17 protein-coding genes are annotated in these 17544 nt (G+C 33.1%); 8 read left to right on the forward strand and 9 right to left on the reverse strand.

Features of this window, described 5'->3' with window-relative positions:
* Positions 1 to 143 precede the first annotated feature (143 nt).
* From BOW57_RS06390 to BOW57_RS06405, 4 genes are all read left to right on the forward strand, one after another.
* A complete protein-coding gene (locus BOW57_RS06390) occupies positions 144 to 809 on the forward strand; it encodes an SCO family protein (protein ID WP_089053477.1) in 666 nt (221 codons plus the stop codon).
* A 103-nt stretch (positions 810 to 912) separates the two neighbouring features.
* Positions 913 to 1152: a FeoA family protein gene (locus tag BOW57_RS06395; RefSeq protein WP_089053478.1), complete on the forward strand. Its 240-nt coding sequence runs from the start codon at positions 913 to 915 to the stop codon at positions 1150 to 1152.
* Entirely contained in the window at positions 1152 to 3251 is a 2100-nt protein-coding gene (feoB, locus tag BOW57_RS06400) for a ferrous iron transport protein B (RefSeq protein ID WP_129053434.1), read from the forward strand. Before BOW57_RS06395 ends, feoB begins: the two co-directional genes overlap by 1 nt.
* A 6-nt stretch (positions 3252 to 3257) precedes the next feature.
* The gene (locus BOW57_RS06405; protein ID WP_089053480.1) at positions 3258 to 3380 is read left to right on the forward strand and encodes a FeoB-associated Cys-rich membrane protein; all 123 of its coding nucleotides are present in this window, start codon (positions 3258 to 3260) and stop codon (positions 3378 to 3380) included.
* Positions 3381 to 4189: 809 nt separating this feature from the next.
* Here the strand turns inward: BOW57_RS06405 and BOW57_RS06410 are convergent.
* The 3 genes from BOW57_RS06410 to BOW57_RS06420 form a co-directional block, all read right to left on the reverse strand.
* Positions 4190 to 4843 carry an HD domain-containing protein gene (locus BOW57_RS06410; RefSeq protein ID WP_129053435.1) on the reverse strand — a complete coding sequence of 218 codons (654 nt, stop codon included), beginning with the start codon at positions 4841 to 4843 and terminating at the stop codon, positions 4190 to 4192.
* Positions 4844 to 5019: 176 nt separating this feature from the next.
* Complete coding sequence (locus tag BOW57_RS06415; RefSeq protein ID WP_089053482.1) at positions 5020 to 6012, reverse strand: acyl-ACP desaturase; 993 nt, start codon at positions 6010 to 6012, stop codon at positions 5020 to 5022.
* A 43-nt stretch (positions 6013 to 6055) separates the two neighbouring features.
* On the reverse strand, positions 6056 to 6802 hold the full coding sequence (locus tag BOW57_RS06420; protein WP_129053436.1) for a 1-acyl-sn-glycerol-3-phosphate acyltransferase: 747 nt from the start codon (positions 6800 to 6802) through the stop codon (positions 6056 to 6058).
* 126 nt (positions 6803 to 6928) lie between these two features.
* On the opposite strand from BOW57_RS06420, the gene rnpA reads away from it, so the two are divergent.
* The 4 genes from rnpA to BOW57_RS06440 all read left to right on the forward strand — a co-directional run bounded on the left by rnpA (position 6929) and on the right by BOW57_RS06440 (position 10690).
* On the forward strand, positions 6929 to 7333 hold the full coding sequence (gene rnpA, locus BOW57_RS06425; RefSeq protein WP_129053437.1) for a ribonuclease P protein component: 405 nt from the start codon (positions 6929 to 6931) through the stop codon (positions 7331 to 7333).
* A gap of 79 nt (positions 7334 to 7412) precedes the next feature.
* Positions 7413 to 8243, forward strand: a complete 831-nt coding sequence (locus BOW57_RS06430; protein WP_129053438.1) for a DUF4349 domain-containing protein — start codon at positions 7413 to 7415, stop codon at positions 8241 to 8243.
* Positions 8244 to 8245: 2 nt separating this feature from the next.
* On the forward strand, positions 8246 to 9883 hold the full coding sequence (locus BOW57_RS06435) for a S41 family peptidase (protein ID WP_129053439.1): 1638 nt from the start codon (positions 8246 to 8248) through the stop codon (positions 9881 to 9883).
* 3 nt (positions 9884 to 9886) lie between these two features.
* Positions 9887 to 10690, forward strand: a complete 804-nt coding sequence (locus tag BOW57_RS06440; RefSeq protein WP_129053440.1) for an OmpA family protein — start codon at positions 9887 to 9889, stop codon at positions 10688 to 10690.
* 126 nt (positions 10691 to 10816) lie between these two features.
* Here BOW57_RS06440 and BOW57_RS06445 read toward each other — a convergent pair whose 3' ends face one another.
* The 6 genes from BOW57_RS06445 to BOW57_RS06470 all read right to left on the reverse strand — a co-directional run bounded on the left by BOW57_RS06445 (position 10817) and on the right by BOW57_RS06470 (position 17519).
* A complete protein-coding gene (locus BOW57_RS06445; protein ID WP_129053441.1) occupies positions 10817 to 11263 on the reverse strand; it encodes a GNAT family N-acetyltransferase in 447 nt (148 codons plus the stop codon).
* 153 nt (positions 11264 to 11416) lie between these two features.
* On the reverse strand, positions 11417 to 12058 hold the full coding sequence (locus tag BOW57_RS06450; protein ID WP_129053442.1) for a DUF1579 domain-containing protein: 642 nt from the start codon (positions 12056 to 12058) through the stop codon (positions 11417 to 11419).
* A gap of 171 nt (positions 12059 to 12229) precedes the next feature.
* Complete coding sequence (locus tag BOW57_RS06455) at positions 12230 to 13198, reverse strand: DUF4837 family protein (RefSeq protein WP_129053443.1); 969 nt, start codon at positions 13196 to 13198, stop codon at positions 12230 to 12232.
* 46 nt (positions 13199 to 13244) lie between these two features.
* Entirely contained in the window at positions 13245 to 15080 is a 1836-nt protein-coding gene (locus BOW57_RS06460) for a LysM peptidoglycan-binding domain-containing protein (protein ID WP_129053444.1), read from the reverse strand.
* Positions 15081 to 15190: 110 nt separating this feature from the next.
* The gene (pgk, locus tag BOW57_RS06465; RefSeq protein ID WP_129053445.1) at positions 15191 to 16378 is read right to left on the reverse strand and encodes a phosphoglycerate kinase; all 1188 of its coding nucleotides are present in this window, start codon (positions 16376 to 16378) and stop codon (positions 15191 to 15193) included.
* 166 nt (positions 16379 to 16544) lie between these two features.
* Positions 16545 to 17519: a type IX secretion system membrane protein PorP/SprF gene (locus BOW57_RS06470; RefSeq protein ID WP_241687399.1), complete on the reverse strand. Its 975-nt coding sequence runs from the start codon at positions 17517 to 17519 to the stop codon at positions 16545 to 16547.
* Positions 17520 to 17544: the final 25 nt, after the last annotated feature.

The raw sequence follows: 17544 nt of genomic DNA on the forward strand, positions 1-17544 counted from the left end.
ATTTAATTATAAAATCTGTGAAATCTACGTGAAACAAAAAGCATTGCATACTTTACAAGATTAAAAAAATCAAAGCTGTTAAAAAGCGTTATAGTTGTGCCTTTTAAAGTGCTCTTTTCGTATTTTTGCGCCAAATTGTTTTTATGAAATCGCTTCTATACAAATACCGCAAATTCTTTATTGTATTAATTGTCTTTTCGGTTGTCACTATATCTTTATTTTATTCGGCTTTAAAACCACAAAAAACACTGCCTATTTTTAATCCTGCCGATGTTAATCCAGAATTAGTCGACAGCACCGTTCAATACAAAAGTAAATACCATACAATTGCTGATTTTTCGTTTGTAAATCAAAATGGAGATACGATTACTCAAAAAAACTACGAAGGAAAAATTTATGTTGCTGATTTTTTCTTTACAACCTGTGGTTCTATTTGCCCAAAAATGACAACAAACCTTGAAGAGGTTCAAAAAGCCGTTTTAAACAATCCAAAAGTTATGCTGCTTTCGCATACTGTTTTTCCAGAAGTGGACAGCATTCCTGTTTTGAAAGCTTATGCAGTAAAACATGGTGTTGTAGACAGCAAATGGAATTTGGTTACGGGCGACAAAAAAGAAATCTATACGATGGCCAGAAAATCGTATTTGGCGGTAAAATTAGGTCGACCTGATCAATTGTACGATATGGTTCATACTGAAAATTTTGTTTTGGTTGATCAAAAAAGACGTGTTCGCGGTTTTTATGACGGAACGAATAAAGAAGAAATTAAACGTCTGCTGGAAGACATCGATTTCTTGTGTAAGGAGTAAAATCCTCAATTTTTAGAAAGATTTAGCATTTTCAGGTGTGTTAAATGCCTTGAAATAAAGAATTATTGCCTATTTTTGCAATCTAAACTCAATCTAAATAAGCTTGCAAAATACAATCCACACCCTGAAAAAAGGCGATAAAGCCATTATCAAAGATTTTGATATCGATTTGATTCCTTTAAAATTATTAGAGATGGGTTGTTTGCCGGGCAGCTTAGTCGAAATGCTTCAAATTGCTCCTTTTGGAGATCCTTTATATTTAGATATAAATGGTTCGCATGTAGCCATACGTGTTGAAACTGCTCGTGAAATTGAAGTTGAACTTATCAAAAACAATTTGTAATGAGCATTCAAAATATCAATGTTGCCCTTATTGGGAATCCAAATACTGGAAAGACTTCTGTTTTTAATCAACTTACTGGCTTAAATCAACAAGTGGGGAATTATCCCGGAATTACGGTTGAGAAAAAAATAGGTTTCTGTAAATTGCCGCATAACATCAAAGCTAATATTTTGGATTTGCCTGGAACGTACAGTTTAAATGCAAGTTCGATGGACGAAAGTGTTGTTATTGAACTTTTGCTGAACAAAAACGACAAGTTGTATCCAGATGTTGCTGTTGTGGTTACTGATGTTGAAAACTTGAAACGAAATTTACTGATTTATACTCAAATAAAAGATCTTGAAATTCCGACGATTCTAGTTATTAATATGTCTGATCGTATGGAAAGCAAGGGAATTAGTTTAGACATTCCGTATTTAGAAGAAAAACTAAAAACTAAAATTGCTTTAGTAAGTTCTCGCAAGGGTTTAGGAATTGAGCAATTAAAAGAACTAATTGTTTCCTACAAGACAATTCCGCACGAACCATGCTTAAATGCTTCTGTAATTGATCCAGAATATTTTGAAAATTTACAAAAAGCATTTCCAAATCAATTAATGTACAAATTGTGGCTGGTAATTACGCAGGATGTTAATTTCTCGAATTTAGATCGAAATGAAATTCGAAGCACTTTTACTAAATCACATTCAGAATTAAAACGTCTGCAGCAAAAAGAAACCATTAAAAGGTATCAGTTTATAAATGATGTTTTAAAGGAAGGTTTAAAAGTCGATGCCTCGATAGCAAAAGATTTTAGAGCAAAACTAGATCGTGTTTTAACTCATAAATTTTGGGGTTATGCTATTTTTCTAGGTATTTTGTTTATCATTTTCCAGTCTATTTTCAGTTGGTCGACGATACCAATGGATTTCATTGACAGCTCTTTTGCATCGTTAAGCAGCTGGGTTGCTGATGAACTGCCAAGCGGTATTTTAACCGATTTGCTTTCGCAAGGAATTATTCCGGGAATTGGCGGGGTTATAATTTTTATTCCGCAAATTGCCTTCTTGTTTTTATTTATTTCGATTCTGGAAGAGAGCGGTTATATGAGTCGTGTTGTTTTTTTAATGGATAAAATAATGCGCAAATTCGGGCTTTCAGGAAAAAGTGTTGTGCCGTTAATTTCAGGAACTGCTTGTGCTATTCCGGCAATTATGGCAACACGAAATATCGAAAACTGGAAAGAACGTTTAATTACTATTTTGGTAACGCCATTTACAACTTGTTCTGCAAGATTACCTGTTTATGCGATCATGATTTCGTTAGTGATTCCTAACAAACGTGTTTTAGGAATTTTCAATCTGCAGGGATTGTCTTTGATGTTTTTGTATTTACTAGGATTTGTTGCGGCTATACTTTCGGCATATGTTTTAAATAAGGTTTTAAAACTAAACTCAAAATCGTATTTTGTTGTTGAAATGCCAAGTTACAAATTACCGCTTTTGAAGAATGTTGGAATCAATGTTGTCGAAAAAACGAAAGCTTTTGTTCTTGGTGCTGGTAAAATTATCTTAGCAATATCTGTTATTTTATGGTTTTTAGCTTCTTTTGGGCCTGGAAAAGATTTTAATGACGCGGAAAACATTGTAAAAGAAAGATTCGCAAATACGACTTTAAATGAAGTTCAATTTGAAAATGAAGTAGCGTCTCAAAAAATAGAGAATTCTTATATCGGGATTATGGGTAAAGCTATCGAACCTGTAATTTCTCCTTTGGGTTATGATTGGAAAATTGGAATAGCTATTATCAGTTCTTTTGCCGCTCGTGAAGTTTTGGTGGGAACTTTAGCAACAATTTACAGTGTTGGAGACAGCGATAATGAATCGACAATTAAGAGCAAAATGCAAAAGGAAGTTAATCCTGAAACGGGCGAAAAGATATTCAATTTCGCCAGCGGTATTTCATTGCTGTTATTTTATGCTTTTGCGATGCAGTGTGCCAGTACATTAGCGATTACAAAAAAAGAGACAAATTCATGGAAATGGCCTGTTGCACAGCTTTTCTTTATGACTGGACTGGCTTATTTTACGGCTCTTTTGGCTTATCAATTTTTAAAATAAATCACCATGATACAAGAAATAATTGCTTTTGGAATCCTTTTTATCGCGGTCGCTTTTTTGATCAAAAAGTTTTTTTGGAAGTCTAAAAAGAAAAAAGACTGTGGTGATGGTAATTGCGGGTGTTCATAGGGAAAAGGTTCTGAGCTGCTGAGGTTCTAAGGTTTATAAGAGCCTTGGCTTGATTCAGCTTTACAAATGACTGATATTTAAAAAATGGCAAATTTCATTTACTGTTTATTCTTTATATCCTTAAATTTATCAATATATTTAATACTTTCTAAACAAGTTCTTTTAAATCGATACATCAATTTAGGCATTGCATCTTTTTTTATAATTGTATATTTAATACACCAATTAAATCTCTTTCCCGATCAAATAAATACATCAGACTTTAGAAAAATATGCGTTTTTAGTGTCGTTCTAATATTTTGGTTTTATCTCAATAGCTTTTTTTTAAAACAAATGGAACCTAAAAAAAATGCTCTAAATTATTTCAATAAAGGCATATTTATCTTCGTAAAAAAAGGTTTTCTAATTTATCTTCTTTATACGATGACAACAATAACTCAAATTGACTGGGTTTATCGGATAAACTAAAACCCAAAAGATCCATAAAATTCTAAGTCTAACTCGTTGGGTGTAATTACAAAAAAATCCAACACATAGAAACATAGATTTTATACCTAAAAAAGGAGACAAAAAGAAACTCGTTTCTTTCGCATAGTGCAGCTCTGTGTATTTTAAAAAAGTGAAACGCCTAATTTTTGACTGCAAAATCTATGTTTCTATGTGTTGAAAATAATTGCTTCCAACAAGTTAACTTTAGAAAAGTATTATTCCACAGATATGCTCAAAAGTAAAAACACAAAGCCTCGCAGAGAATTAAAAATCTTTGCGAGGCTTTGTGTTTATTTGGTGAATATCTGCAAAACAAAAACTTACTTCACTCCTTCCCACTCTGCATAAAACTGAGCTAGAAATGTTTCCATAAAACGATGTCTTTCTGCCGCAATTTGTTTTCCTTTTTCGGTATTCATTTTATCTTTTAGGAGTAAAAGCTTTTCGTAAAAATGATTTATTGTTGGCGCACTATTTTTCTTGTACTCTTCTTTTGTCATGTTTGTCACCGGCGCAATTTCGGGGTTGTGCAAGGCTCTATTTTTGAATCCTCCGTAATTGAATGCTCTTGCAACTCCAATTGCTCCAATTGCATCTAAACGATCAGCATCCTGAACAACATCTAATTCTATCGAAGAGAACTTTTTCTCGAAATTTCCGCCTTTATAAGAGATATTTTCAATGATATTGACAACGTGCTGTATAATTTCTTCTGAAACACTTTCTGACTCTAAAAACAACCGTGCTGTTTTGGGCCCAATTGTCTCGTCTCCGTTATGAAATTTACTATCGGCAATATCATGAAGTAAAGCTCCTAATTGAACAACAGTAAGGTCACAATTGGTATCATTTGCAATTAAAAGTGCATTCTTGTAAACACGTTCAATATGAAACCAGTCGTGTCCGCCTTCGGCATCATTTAATTTCTCTTTTACAAAAGTGATTGTTTTGGTTATAAGTTCAGAATTATTCATAAGTGTATTTAGTTTGTAATAAAAGCATTCTGATCAAACAGATTTATATTCGCTTTTATATTTAAAATAAAAAAGTTGATTGTTAAAGCTTTAAGACTTTAACAATCAACAATGTTTTCAATATCAATTGCAAAAATCAATTTTAAATCTAAAATCAGTAATCTGCAATCTAATATCTATAATCTCGCTGGTTCAACCCATTTAAAGATATGTCCTTCAGCAGGAATTACTAATCTTTCAGAAATTCTAGCCATACGAGCTGGTAATTTCATTAAGTAATCACGTGCTTTTTCTGCTTCATCTGTCAAATTAGTAACTTTGTCAATTTCCCATTTGTTGATTAATTTCTGCATAATATCAACATAATCGTTAGCTGTGTAAACACCAATACGTTGTGCTGAATCTGAGAATTGCTCAAAAGCGGTACTTATTTTTTGACCTGATTCTCTTAAAAAGTGAGCCGGCATAACAATTTTCTGCTTCATCATGTATTGAAAAGCCAGCATCATTTCGCTTGGATCAACTTGGAAAATTCTGGTAACAAATTCACTGTAAGCATGATGATGACGCATTTCGTCGCCTGCAATCATTTTACACATTTTAGACAACTTGTTGTCACCAAATTTCTTAGCGATCTGCGCTACTCTATTGTGGGAAACATAAGTTGCTAATTCCTGAAAACTGGTATATACAAAGTTTTTGTACGGATCAGTTCCTGTTCCAATATCAAAACCGTCGTTAATTAAATGCTGTGTTGTCATTTCGATTTCACGCATATTTACACGACCAGACAAATACAAGTATTTATTTAAAAGATCACCGTGACGGTTCTCTTCTCCTGTCCATTGTCTAATCCATTTAGACCATCCATTGCCGCCATTTTCTACTTGGTTTATACCTTCTACATCCATTAACCAAGATTCATATGTTGGCAAAGCTTCTTCGGTAATTGTATCACCTACAAGCGTTACCCAGAAATCGTATGGCAGTTCTTTGGCAATTTCACGCAATTCTTTTACCTCTTCAAAAAAGTTTTCACCTTCAGAATTAGGCAAAAAATCAGACGGCTGCCAAATTTTTTCCACAGGAATTAAATACTGTTCAACGAAGCTGTCAACGTTTTTTTCCAAAAACTGCATCACTTCTAATCTAATGTTTTTTATAGACATTACTTATTTTAAATTTGGATTTAAGTTTAGCTTTTTACTAAAATTAAATCTGTTTATACTCGTTTACTCCTTCTACAACTGCCTTTTCTGTCAAAGCCATTAGTTCTGCAAAATCATACTCTTTTACAGCCATTGCTTTATGCACTGTAAAGGTAAGGCGATTTCCTAAACCAACAGGAAACATTCCATAACGCACCATTTTCCATGAATTGTTAATACTTACTGGCACAACATACGCTGAAGGCGCATATTTACATAGAATTTTTAAACCACTTTGGGCAAATTCTTTTGGTTTTCCAGTTTTGCTGCGGGTTCCTTCTGGAAAAATCACAGCAGATCTAGTGTTTTTTTCGATATATTCAGACAAGCCTTTGATTACTGGAATCGCTTGTTTAGGGTCTTTACGGTCAATTAGTACAGATCCTCCGTGGCGTAAATTAAATGATACACTCGGGATTCCGCTCCCTAACTCCTTCTTACTTACAAATTTACAATGAAAACGTCTAAAGTACCAAATCATTGTTACGATATCGTACATACTTTGATGATTTGAAACGAAAATAAGCGGTACTCCTTTAGGAATAGTATCTACACCTTCAATTTTATAGGTTGTTCCAACAAGATTTGTACATTTTAAAAGGCAAAAGTTCAGGTAATCAACGCTTTTTTTATGCGCCTGATAACCAAAAAGGTTTAAACAAACCCATTGTATCGGATGAAAAACCGCTAAGCATAATCCAAAACATAAATAATAAATTACAGATATAGGATACGAAATTACCTTTTGCATGCTTTTAAAAATTAAAGGCCAAAAGTAATAAATATATTTTTAGCGGTATAAAAATTAAAAACAATAACCATTTTTATGCTTTAATTGTACCTTTGTACCAAAATTTGCAAATTTTTTCTGAATTAAATGAACTTTACTTACCCTAAAAATGAACGCTTAAAGAGCAAAACGACAATTGGTTTACTGTTTTCTGAAGGAAAATCGGTTTCAAAATACCCGCTTCGTTTGGTTTATTGTCCAGTGGGAGAAAATTCAGAAGAAAAAACAAAAATTGGAGTTTCGGTATCTAAAAAATATTTTAAAAAAGCGGTTGATCGAAATTATTTCAAAAGGGTTTTAAGAGAAACCTATCGTTTAAACAAACATCTACTTCTAGATAATCTGGATCAGCCTTATTCTTTCATGTTTTTTTATCAAACAAAAGACAGATTATCTTACGAAGAAATCAACACAAAAACGATTCAATTGTTTGAAAAATTCATACTTCAAATTAAGAAAACTCAGGAATCTGAAAATAAAACAGAGTTGTAGACCTCAAAACTCATTTTGTATCTTAATTTAGACAAAAAATTATAAAAAAATTGTAGTTTTAGCTCTAAATTGAAACTTTATGCGATATATTTTCTTTTTAACATGTTGTTTTTTAGTTCTTTCGGGCTGCAATAAAGCTGATGCAAAGCATGAAGATCTTGCCGTAAGTAATATAGAAATGCCTCCGCCACCGCCCGCAGGTGCAAGTGAGTCTAATACAAAAGATCAGGATAAAAATTTAGCTTCACCAGAAATCCCCCAGAAAATTATCAAACAAGCTTCGCTTCGATTTGAAACTAATGATTTAGAAAAAACTTTCGACCAAATCAAAACGGCTATTACAGCTAATAAAGGAAGTATTCTTAGTGATTCTGAAGGAAAAGATTATAACACTATTTTTAGAAATTTAACTGTAAAAGTTCCAAGTCAGAATTTTGATCCTTTTTTAAGTTCGGTCTCAAAAGGCGTTTCGTATTTTGAACGCAAAGATATTTCGGCAGAAGATGTTACAGAACAATATATTGATCTGAATTCGCGATTAAAAACAAAGCAAAAGCTGGAAGAGCGTTATCTGCAAATTCTGCAAAAAGCAACTAAAATTAGTGAAATTTTAGAAATTGAAAAGCAAATTTCGGCGATTCGTGAAGAAATTGAAGCGAAACAAGGTCAACTAAAATATTTGGAAAGCCGAGTTTCTGAAAGTACTGTTACTATTGAATTTTACAAAACAATCGCAGAACAGGAAGGAGTTAAAACATCTTATGGTGCTAAAATCTGGACGGCATTTAAATCTGGTTTTTTTGGCTTGTCTAGTTTTTTCATTTGGCTTTTAAGCGTATGGCCATTTGTGTTAATGGTTTGTGCAGCGGTTTATTTTATTAGAAGAAGATTTAAAAGAAAAAAACAATAATCATGTATCCTTATTTCAAAAAGAAATTTATCATACCAGCTGTTGCGGCAGGGTTTTTATTTGTTGGAACCAGTTTTAAAGAAGATTTCTTTGAAATTGCCAAGCAAATAGAAATTTTTACAACTCTATTTAAAGCGGTTAACACCAATTATGTAGATGAAACGAATCCGGGTGATTTGATGGATAAAGCTATCAAAAGTATGCTTGGAAGTTTAGATCCTTACACGGTTTACTTTAACGAACAAGATGTTGTTAATTTTAAAATTAATAATACTGGCGAATATACTGGAATTGGCGCTATGATAGCGCGTAAAAAAGACCGCTTAATTGTTCGCGAGCCTTATAAAAATTATCCTGCTGATAAAGCGGGATTGAAAGCGGGCGACGAAATTATACAAATTGGTGATGTTTTAATTGCTGATTTTAAAGATGATGCTTCGCAACTTTTAAAGGGTGCAAAAAACACCAAAATCGCTGTAAAATACCTTCGTCAGGGAAAAATGTTTACTACTGAATTAGTTCTAGACGAAGTTGATATTAAATCGGTTCCTTTTTATGGCAAGATTGACAGCAAAACGGGTTATATAGTGCTGTCTCACTTTAGCCGAAAAGCTTCTGCTGAAGTTAAAGAGGCGCTGGAGAAGTTAAAAGCCGATGGGGCAACACAAATTGTTCTTGATTTAAGAGGAAATCCAGGAGGTTTGCTGAACGAAGCTATTGATATTTGTAATTTGTTTGTTCCTAAAAATGAAGTTATTGTAACTACTAAATCTAGAATTGAAAAACACAATAATACTTATAAAACGACCAAAGAACCTGTTGATACTGAAATTCCTTTAGCTATTTTGGTAAACGGACGCAGTGCCTCGGCTTCTGAAATTGTTTCTGGAGCTTTGCAGGATTTAGATCGTGCGGTTATTTTAGGAAGCCGCAGTTTTGGTAAAGGTTTGGTGCAGCGCTCTGTAGATCTTACTTACGGAACGCAATTAAAAGTAACGATTTCTAGATATTATACTCCTTCTGGAAGATGTATTCAGGCTTTGGATTATGCTCATAAGGACAAAAATGGCGTAGCGCAAAAAACGGATGCTAAAAATTTTAATGCTTTTAAAACAAGAAAAGGAAGAACGGTTTATGACGGCGGCGGTGTTTTACCAGATATCGAATTAGACGAGACAAAAATGAGTCCGATTACGACTGCTCTTCTAAAAAATGACGGAATTTTTGATTATGCAACGTCATATTATTACAAGAATCCAAATTTAGGGGACAAAATTCCTGTAATTACTGATGCTGATTACGGCAGTTTTAAACAATATTTAAAATCGAACAAAATTAGTTTTGATACTGAAACTGAAATTGCGCTTAAAAATACTTTGGCTGCTGCTAAAAACGAGAAAATTGACGAGACAATTGCTCCTGAATACCAACAATTAATAGCAGCTTTGGAGAAAAGTGAAAATACTTTATTGGATAAAAATCAAAAAGAAATTAAAAATCTAATTCAGGAAGAACTTATAAAAAGATACCAATATCAGGAAGGTTTGTATCAATTTTACATCAAAAATAATTCGGAAATAAAAAAAGCTGTTAACGTATTAAATAATCAAACCGAATATAAAACGATTCTAAAAATGTAATGAATGAAACTTTATAGAGCCCTATTTCTGTTTTTAATTTACAATGTATCGGCACAGCAAAAACCTATCGAAACGGTTTATTTTGATTTCGATAAATTTGATCTTACCAGCCAGCAGATTGAAGTTGTAAAGAATTTTATTAAAACAATAGATACCTCTAAAGTTGAATCTATACAAATTTACGGCTACTGCGATGATAGAGGCAGCGATGATTATAATTTTCGACTGTCTCATGACAGGGTAAATACAATTCAAGACTTGCTGCTTGCTTCTGGATTTAATCAAACTAAAATTGTTGTTTTAGAAGGAAAGGGCCGCGTGGTGCTTCGATCAGATACGGTCGAAAATTTGTACGAAACGAGATCTAGAAATCGGCGGGTTGATTTAATTGTTGTTAAACGCAATAGTTTTGGAAAAGGCGTTTATTCTTCGTTTAAAGATAAATTAAAGGTTGGTGACAGGATTTATTTAGACAATATTCTCTTTGATCTTGGAAGTGCAAAACTTACTAATAATTCTAAAAAGGAATTAGACAAAATTGCGGTTCTTTTGCAAAAGCAAAAAAACATACAGTTTGAAATTAGAGGTCACGTTTGTTGTACTCCCGAAATCTATAGTGATGGAATTGACAAGGATACAAAGGAAAGGCGTTTGTCTTGGAATCGTGCCAAGACTGTTTTTTATTATTTAAGCTCTAAAAAAGTTTCTAAAAACAGAATGACTTATCAAGGCTGCGGCAATAAATTTCCTTTAAAAAAGGGAGATACTTATGATCGCCGTGTTGAGTTTTTGATTACTAAGATTTGATAAAATGAAGTAAAAACTACTGTCTTAATAGAAAATAAAAGAATTCTACTTAAAAAACTTGGCGATTTTGCAAGATTAAATCACAAAATCGCCAAGTTTTTTACTTTCAATAAAGTATCGTCTTTATTATTCTATAATCATTTCAATATGCGGAATATCATCTTCTAAATACATTTCGCTTGATTGTACAAAGCCGTGGCTTTCGTAAAATTTCTTTAAATACAATTGTGCGCCAATGGTAATCTTTTCTTTATTGAAGTTTGATTTTATAGCAGAAATTGCTTCACGCATTAAATTGTGTCCCCATTTTCTATCACGATAATTAGCATCAACCACTACTCGACCTATTGAAGCATCATCAAAAGTAATTCCTGCATCAAATAAACGTACATAGGCAACAATTTTATTGTCATACTCCCCAATTAGGTGCAATGCTTTCTTGTCTTTGCCGTCAAGATCTAAATAAACGCAGTTTTGCTCCACTACAAAGATCTCACTTCTTAATTTGAGCAAATCATATAGCTCGTTTACATTTAGTGCCTCAAAAGGCTTTATTTTCCATTTTAATTCCATTCTTCCTTATTTTTTTGCCACAAGGGCACGAAGGCGCTAAGTTAAATAATTTTTTAGCTGCGCTAAAGTTTCTTATAGAAATTACAAAGACACAAAGCTTCTTCCGCTAGAATAAACCTTTGTGTCTTTGTTTCTCTGTACCTAAATAGAAAATTACTTTTTCTTCATTATAATTTCCATGCTTTTATATTCTTCTCCGTTTTTCATATCGAACATTTCCATTTTTCGAGTTTTAGGATCTACAATAGTGTAAATTTCTCTGTAAGGTGTTTTAATACCGTTCATCGGATTTACCATATCGCCTTTTAACTCCATGCTTTTGGTTTTTTCGTCGTATTTACCAAATCCTACCATCATTCCTGTTCCCATATTATCGATAAAAGTACTGGTGAATTCTTTGCTGGCATTATTGTACGCTAATGTGCTTTTGCCTTCAAATGGCTGTCCCATCATGGTTCCGATATAAATAGCTTCTTGATAACGTCCGCCAAGGATCATTTTTACATTAGCGGTCGAAGTGGCTTTTTCTGGTTTTCCATTTGGTTCTGACCAAAAAGTCATTTCACAATTCCAAGTTCCAACTTCATCGGCCATTAATTTATGCTCATTTCCTGGAGTTGCATAAGCTGCCCAAGCTTTCATTTGTGCTGCTGAGTCTAAAGGCTGTTCTGCAGCTGGTTCTTCTACAGCAACACTGTCTTTGATTGTTTTTTCGGCATCTTCTGTTTTTACTTCTTTTTTACAAGAGGTAAAACACAGTACTGCCAGTAATAATGTTGTGGTTAAATTTTTCATAAGTCTTTGTTTTATTGTTTGTTATAAAACAAAAATAAGAAATATATTAACTGTAGAGGTTTTAAGTTTAAGGTTTCAATGTTTCATGTTTTACATTGTACAGTTTAACCAAAAAGTTTACGAAAGGAATACTATTAAAAACTTTCTGATTAAAAAACTTGAAACAAATTTTTATCGTTTATCAATTTTTACCGATTTTATGATGGCTTCTAGTTCTAACATTAAATCTCGTTCTTGATTGGATGGGGAATAACAGAATCCTTCTATAACTAAGATTCTATTATAAACTGGATCGACGATTGCGTAATTGATAAATGGTCCTGCCATGAAATCGTTTTTGAGCTCCCAGGTTCCTTTTGTTTCAAAGGCTTCTTTTTGATCTAAAGTTGTGTTTGAGAAATATGGTGCATAGGCTTCGCCTGTAATCATTCGCGTATTTGGTTCTCTACCTTTGATGTAATAACCAATTGAATCTCTCATTTTGATTATGTTACCAACTACATTTCCTTTGGTTTTAAAGTTGTGAAGCGGTATTTGATAAATAAGTAAACTCGTATTGCCGCTTATAATGTCTTTTTTAAGCCAAATGAAATTCTTTTTGTGCAGCATGTATTCATATCCAGTTGGAATTTGGAGATCGATATGAAATTTGTTTTTTATAACTGCCGGGTTTAAGAGTGATTTGCTGTTGTCATCTTGAATTTTTTGGATTTCGGCATCGCGAATCATTTTGATTATTTGCGCTGAATTTAATTCGATACTGCAAATAATATCATCAACCGATTTTCCGTAAATGCGAAATGTATTATGCGGCAGGGCTTTGCTTCGGGTAATTTCGAATTTATCTACTGCAGCTTTTTTAACTACAATTATACTGCGGCTGTCTGTTACAAAACCTTCAAGAAGTCTGGCGGGATATTGATTTATTGTAAATAAGGGTTCTTCTTGGGTCAAGCCCAAAACTGGTGAGGCAAATTTGTTTCTAATACTGTCGCCTACTTCTCCATACCACAACTGATCGTCGATAATGATAGAAATAGTATTCGTTTTTCCAGAAATTGGCTCTGACTGCTTATCAGTCTTTAGACAAGACAACAGTAAAAATGGGATTAACAGCAATAAAAAATGGGTTTTATTCATTTTCTTAATTTATGAAATAAAACCCAAATTTAAATAAGATTTTTTATTATCCGTTTATTTTAAGTTTCATTCCGGGTTTAATGTCTTCATCTTTAATACCATTCCATTTTTTAATATCCGAGATTGTTACTCCTGGATATTTTTTAGAAATACTGTACAAAGAATCTCCTTTTTTTACGTAATAATCTTCACCCAAACTTTTTGCAGATGGTGCTTTTTTCTTGAAAGAATCAACAGAATTAAGTGCTATTGCAGTTGATGCCGGTTCTTCTATTTCAGAAACTGTTTTAGAAACTATTAATGTTTTTCCTAAAGCAATTGTATTTGAATTCAGATTATTCAGTTCTTTTAAGTCCGCAATAGTCGTACCGAATTTTTTAGCAATGTTCCCTAAATTATCTCCAGCTGCAACGGTGTACTCTTGAGTTTGTACAGCATTTTTATCTTTGTCGTCAGCAGCGGCAATAGCTTCTTCTGAATTTCTTTCGATAATTGCCGGATTTTTAGGCTCTTTTATATTTTTAGAAACTGTTTCTGCTTCTGATTTGATTTTTAATGTTCTTCCAAATGCAACTGCATTCGATTTAAGGTTATTCCATTTTTTTAGATCAGAAATATTTACGTTGTACTTATCTGCGATTGCGCCTAAGTTGTCTCCTTTTCTAACTTTATAAAACTGAATATCTTTTGATGCTACTGCTTCTCTAGTTACCGCTGGTTTTACTTTTGGCGCCACTTTCATTGCTAGTTGTGTCGACATTGTTTTAAATCCAGATTGGTATTTAACGTAGGCATATATTTTATCTTCGTTTGAAACGAAAGTGGCAATTTTATCCTTTGGTAAACGAAGGAAATGCTGCTCTCCTTGATAATAAGGCACTACATTTAATTTATAAGAAGGATTTAAGAGCTGAATCTGCGATTGCGGCATATCTAGTAAATCGGCAATCTGCTTGAAAGACATTTGATTTTTTATTGCAATCGTGTCTGTTTCAAAATTTTTAACAACTGCTCTTTCTGGATTAATTCCGTGCTCTTTATGGTATTCGAAAAGGTACATTGTAGCGTAAAATGCTGGAACGTATCCTTGTGTTTCTTTTGGAAGGTGATTACGAATATCCCAGTAGTTTGTTTTTCCGCCAGAACGACGAATTGCTTTTGTTACGTTTCCCGGTCCTGAGTTGTATGAAGCTAAAACTAGTTCCCAATCGTTAAAAACGTTAAACATTCTGGTCATGTAATCTGAAGCTGCGGCTGTAGCTTTAAGAGCATCGCTTCGTTCATCAACATAAGAATCGATTTTTAAGGCGTATTGTTTTCCGGTTCCGTACATAAACTGCCAAAGTCCGGTAGCGCCCATTTTAGAAACTGCTTTAGGGTTTAAAGCAGATTCTACAACGGCTAAATATTTAATTTCCAAAGGAATTTTTTCTTTGGCAAACGTTTCCTCAAAAATTGGAAAGTAATATTCAGATAAAGCCATTAATCGAGAAAACGATTTTTTACGATTCTTAAGAAATGACTTTATTATATTTTCTAAACCTTGATTGTATTGAATATCAAATGGTGATTTTTCATTCATTGCGTGCAGACGTTGTTTTAGAAGTTCTGTTGACAGTTCTTCATCTACTGTAACATCTGAGTTAATGGTTTGAATATCTTTTGTTAAATCGTCATAAATATCCAGACTTACTAACTCATTCATCCAAAGACTGTCAACACGAGTTGCCATGTCATCTTTTTTGAAAGTGCTTTTTATTGAGTCTAGATATGATAACTTAACTACTGGCTTAACTTCTAATTCGGTTTTTGCAGTTTCCTGCGCAAACATCGACATCGAAAAAAGGACAGATACCGCTAGTGAGATTTTTTTTACAATCATATAACATCTTTTTTAAACCCTTATAATTCAAATAATTATAAGACCTCGTTTTTGCAAAAATAAATGGTTTAACGAAGAAAACTATGCAAAAAAATGTTAAATGTGATATTTTAGTCTAAAATCGCAGCGATTCCAGGTAAAGTTCTTCCCTCTAACATTTCAAGCATTGCCCCGCCACCAGTAGAAACATAGCTCATTTTGTCTTCAAAACCGAATTGTTTTACGGCTGCAACTGAATCACCGCCTCCAACTAATGAAAATGCTCCATTTTGTGTTGCTTCGGCAATATAATCACCTAAAGCAATCGTTCCTTTAGAGAATGTTTCCATTTCGAAAACGCCTAATGGACCGTTCCATAGGATTGTTTTTGACTCTAAAATCACTTTTTTAAAGTTTTCTAAAGATTTTGGTCCTGCATCAAGTCCTTGCCATCCGTCAGGAATTGCTGTTACATCTACAATTTGTGTATTTGCTGTGTTTGAAAAATCATCAGCAGCAACTACATCCACTGGTATGTGAACTTGTACATTTTTCTCTTTTGCTAATCTTAAAATTTCAAGTGCTAAATCTAGTTTGTCATCTTCGCAGATTGACTCACCAATTTTACCGCCTTGTGCTTTAACGAAAGTAAAAGTCATTCCACCACCAATAATCATGTGATCTACTTTGTCAAGGATATTTTCGATAACGGTAATTTTAGAAGAAACTTTTGAGCCTCCTAAAACTGCTGTTACTGGTTTTTCACTGTTTTTAAGTACTTTGTTTAAGCTTTCTATTTCTTTTGCCAGTAATGTTCCAAAACATTTTTCGTTTGGAAAAAACTGTGCAATAATTGTTGTTGATGCGTGAGCTCTGTGTGCTGTACCAAATGCATCATTTACATAAATATCTCCAAGAGATGCTAATTCTTTTGCGAAAGCAACGTCTCCAGCTTCTTCTTCAGCATGAAAACGTAAGTTTTCAAGCAATAAAACTTCTCCTGGCTTTAAATTTTTAGCTGCTGTTTGTGCTAATTCTCCAATACAGTTTTCAGCAAACTTAACCTCAACTCCTAAAATTTGAGAAGCTGTTTTTAAAATATGTTTTAACGAATATTTTTCTTCTGCTCCTTTTGGTCTTCCTAAGTGCGACATTAAAATTACGCTTCCTCCTTGTGCTAAAATAGCATCAATTGTTGGTTTTGCTGCATCAATACGTGTCGTATCAGTTACATTAAAATTCTCGTCTAACGGCACATTAAAATCAACACGGATAATTGCCTTTTTATTTTTAAAATCGAAATCGCTTAAAGTTTTCATTTTATAATTTTTTAGTTTTTTTGAAAGAAAAACAAATATAGAACTTTTACAGTTGTCTTAAATTCGAAAAAAACAAAAATAACTGTTGATTAACAACGAAAACGATGTAAATTATGAAATAAAACAAAAAATGTTTTATTCTATAAAATTTTTACTGCGGTTCTTATTAATCGTGTACTGGACTTTGTGTACAAGGACAGTTACTGATTGATGAGAAGAAATCAAAACCAATTGTAATTGAATGTGTACCTGTATTGTAACTTCCTAAATCATTGAACATTACTTGATAGGAGTATCCAAAATAGAATTTTGATTTCATGAAACCTAGCATTGGTCCTACTGAAAGTGGTTTTGGAAATTGATCGTTTAAGAAACGGTATGAAACTCCAATCCAATAATAATCTTCGTAACGATTGTAACGTCTGTACTTAAAGTTGAAATCGGTTGTTGAACGCTTATCGCTGGCAAAATACTGATAGTAAATTGATGGTTCGTATTCTATACGTCTATTTTCGCCGTCATTAAATACAAAACCTGTATATACTTGATAGTTTGAAAGCAAACTAGGTTCTACACCACGATATTTATCGGTGTTCTTTTTTAAGACGTTATTGGCATTAAAACTTACATAAAATCCTTTGTTACGATATAGCGCACTAACATCGAAGTTGCTATTTGTTGTATAACGGTTATCTGTAACGGCTGGATCCAAAATTGGACGTTCGATCGTGTTATTAAATTCATCAATATCGATTCTAAATGTATTGAAGTTGTATGAAAGTCCAAAAGACAAATATTGTTTGGAATAATAATCAAGAATCAAATGGTGTGCAAATGAAACTTTTGCTCCTGTTTGTCTGGTATATCCATTTTTATCATTGTAAACATTTAAACCAACTCCTGAACGGTCTAGAATTCTAAAATCGGCATACAGCGATTGATTATCGGGTGCATCTTTAATCCCAACCCATTGTGTAAGGCCGTTGGCACGAATTCTAAGATTATCACCAATTCCTGCAAATGCTGGTGAAATTACAAAAGGGTTATCTGCCAAATACTGGGTAAATACTGGTAGGTTTAACTCTTGGCTGTAACTTGTTGTTACAGCCATGAGTACTAAGGATAAAATAAACTTTTTCATTGTAATAATTTTTTTAGACAACATC

Source organism: Flavobacterium sp. YO64 (assembly GCF_004119505.1).
GTDB lineage: Bacteria > Bacteroidota > Bacteroidia > Flavobacteriales > Flavobacteriaceae > Flavobacterium > Flavobacterium oncorhynchi.

Bases quoted from the DNA above. Each gene is read 5' to 3' on its own strand.
- BOW57_RS06430 (WP_129053438.1), top strand. From the start codon at position 7,413: ATGCGATATATTTTCTTTTTAACATGTTGTTTTTTAGTTCTTTCGGGC.
- BOW57_RS06420 (WP_129053436.1), bottom strand. From the start codon at position 6,802: ATGCAAAAGGTAATTTCGTATCCTATATCTGTAATTTATTATTTATGT.
- BOW57_RS06390 (WP_089053477.1), top strand. From the start codon at position 144: ATGAAATCGCTTCTATACAAATACCGCAAATTCTTTATTGTATTAATT.
- BOW57_RS06405 (WP_089053480.1), top strand. From the start codon at position 3,258: ATGATACAAGAAATAATTGCTTTTGGAATCCTTTTTATCGCGGTCGCT.
- BOW57_RS06435 (WP_129053439.1), top strand. From the start codon at position 8,246: ATGTATCCTTATTTCAAAAAGAAATTTATCATACCAGCTGTTGCGGCA.
- BOW57_RS06455 (WP_129053443.1), bottom strand. From the start codon at position 13,198: ATGAATAAAACCCATTTTTTATTGCTGTTAATCCCATTTTTACTGTTG.
- BOW57_RS06440 (WP_129053440.1), top strand. From the start codon at position 9,887: ATGAAACTTTATAGAGCCCTATTTCTGTTTTTAATTTACAATGTATCG.
- BOW57_RS06410 (WP_129053435.1), bottom strand. From the start codon at position 4,843: ATGAATAATTCTGAACTTATAACCAAAACAATCACTTTTGTAAAAGAG.
- BOW57_RS06450 (WP_129053442.1), bottom strand. From the start codon at position 12,058: ATGAAAAATTTAACCACAACATTATTACTGGCAGTACTGTGTTTTACC.
- rnpA (WP_129053437.1), top strand. From the start codon at position 6,929: ATGAACTTTACTTACCCTAAAAATGAACGCTTAAAGAGCAAAACGACA.
- BOW57_RS06470 (WP_241687399.1), bottom strand. From the start codon at position 17,519: ATGAAAAAGTTTATTTTATCCTTAGTACTCATGGCTGTAACAACAAGT.
- pgk (WP_129053445.1), bottom strand. From the start codon at position 16,378: ATGAAAACTTTAAGCGATTTCGATTTTAAAAATAAAAAGGCAATTATC.
- BOW57_RS06445 (WP_129053441.1), bottom strand. From the start codon at position 11,263: ATGGAATTAAAATGGAAAATAAAGCCTTTTGAGGCACTAAATGTAAAC.
- feoB (WP_129053434.1), top strand. From the start codon at position 1,152: ATGAGCATTCAAAATATCAATGTTGCCCTTATTGGGAATCCAAATACT.
- BOW57_RS06460 (WP_129053444.1), bottom strand. From the start codon at position 15,080: ATGATTGTAAAAAAAATCTCACTAGCGGTATCTGTCCTTTTTTCGATG.
- BOW57_RS06415 (WP_089053482.1), bottom strand. From the start codon at position 6,012: ATGTCTATAAAAAACATTAGATTAGAAGTGATGCAGTTTTTGGAAAAA.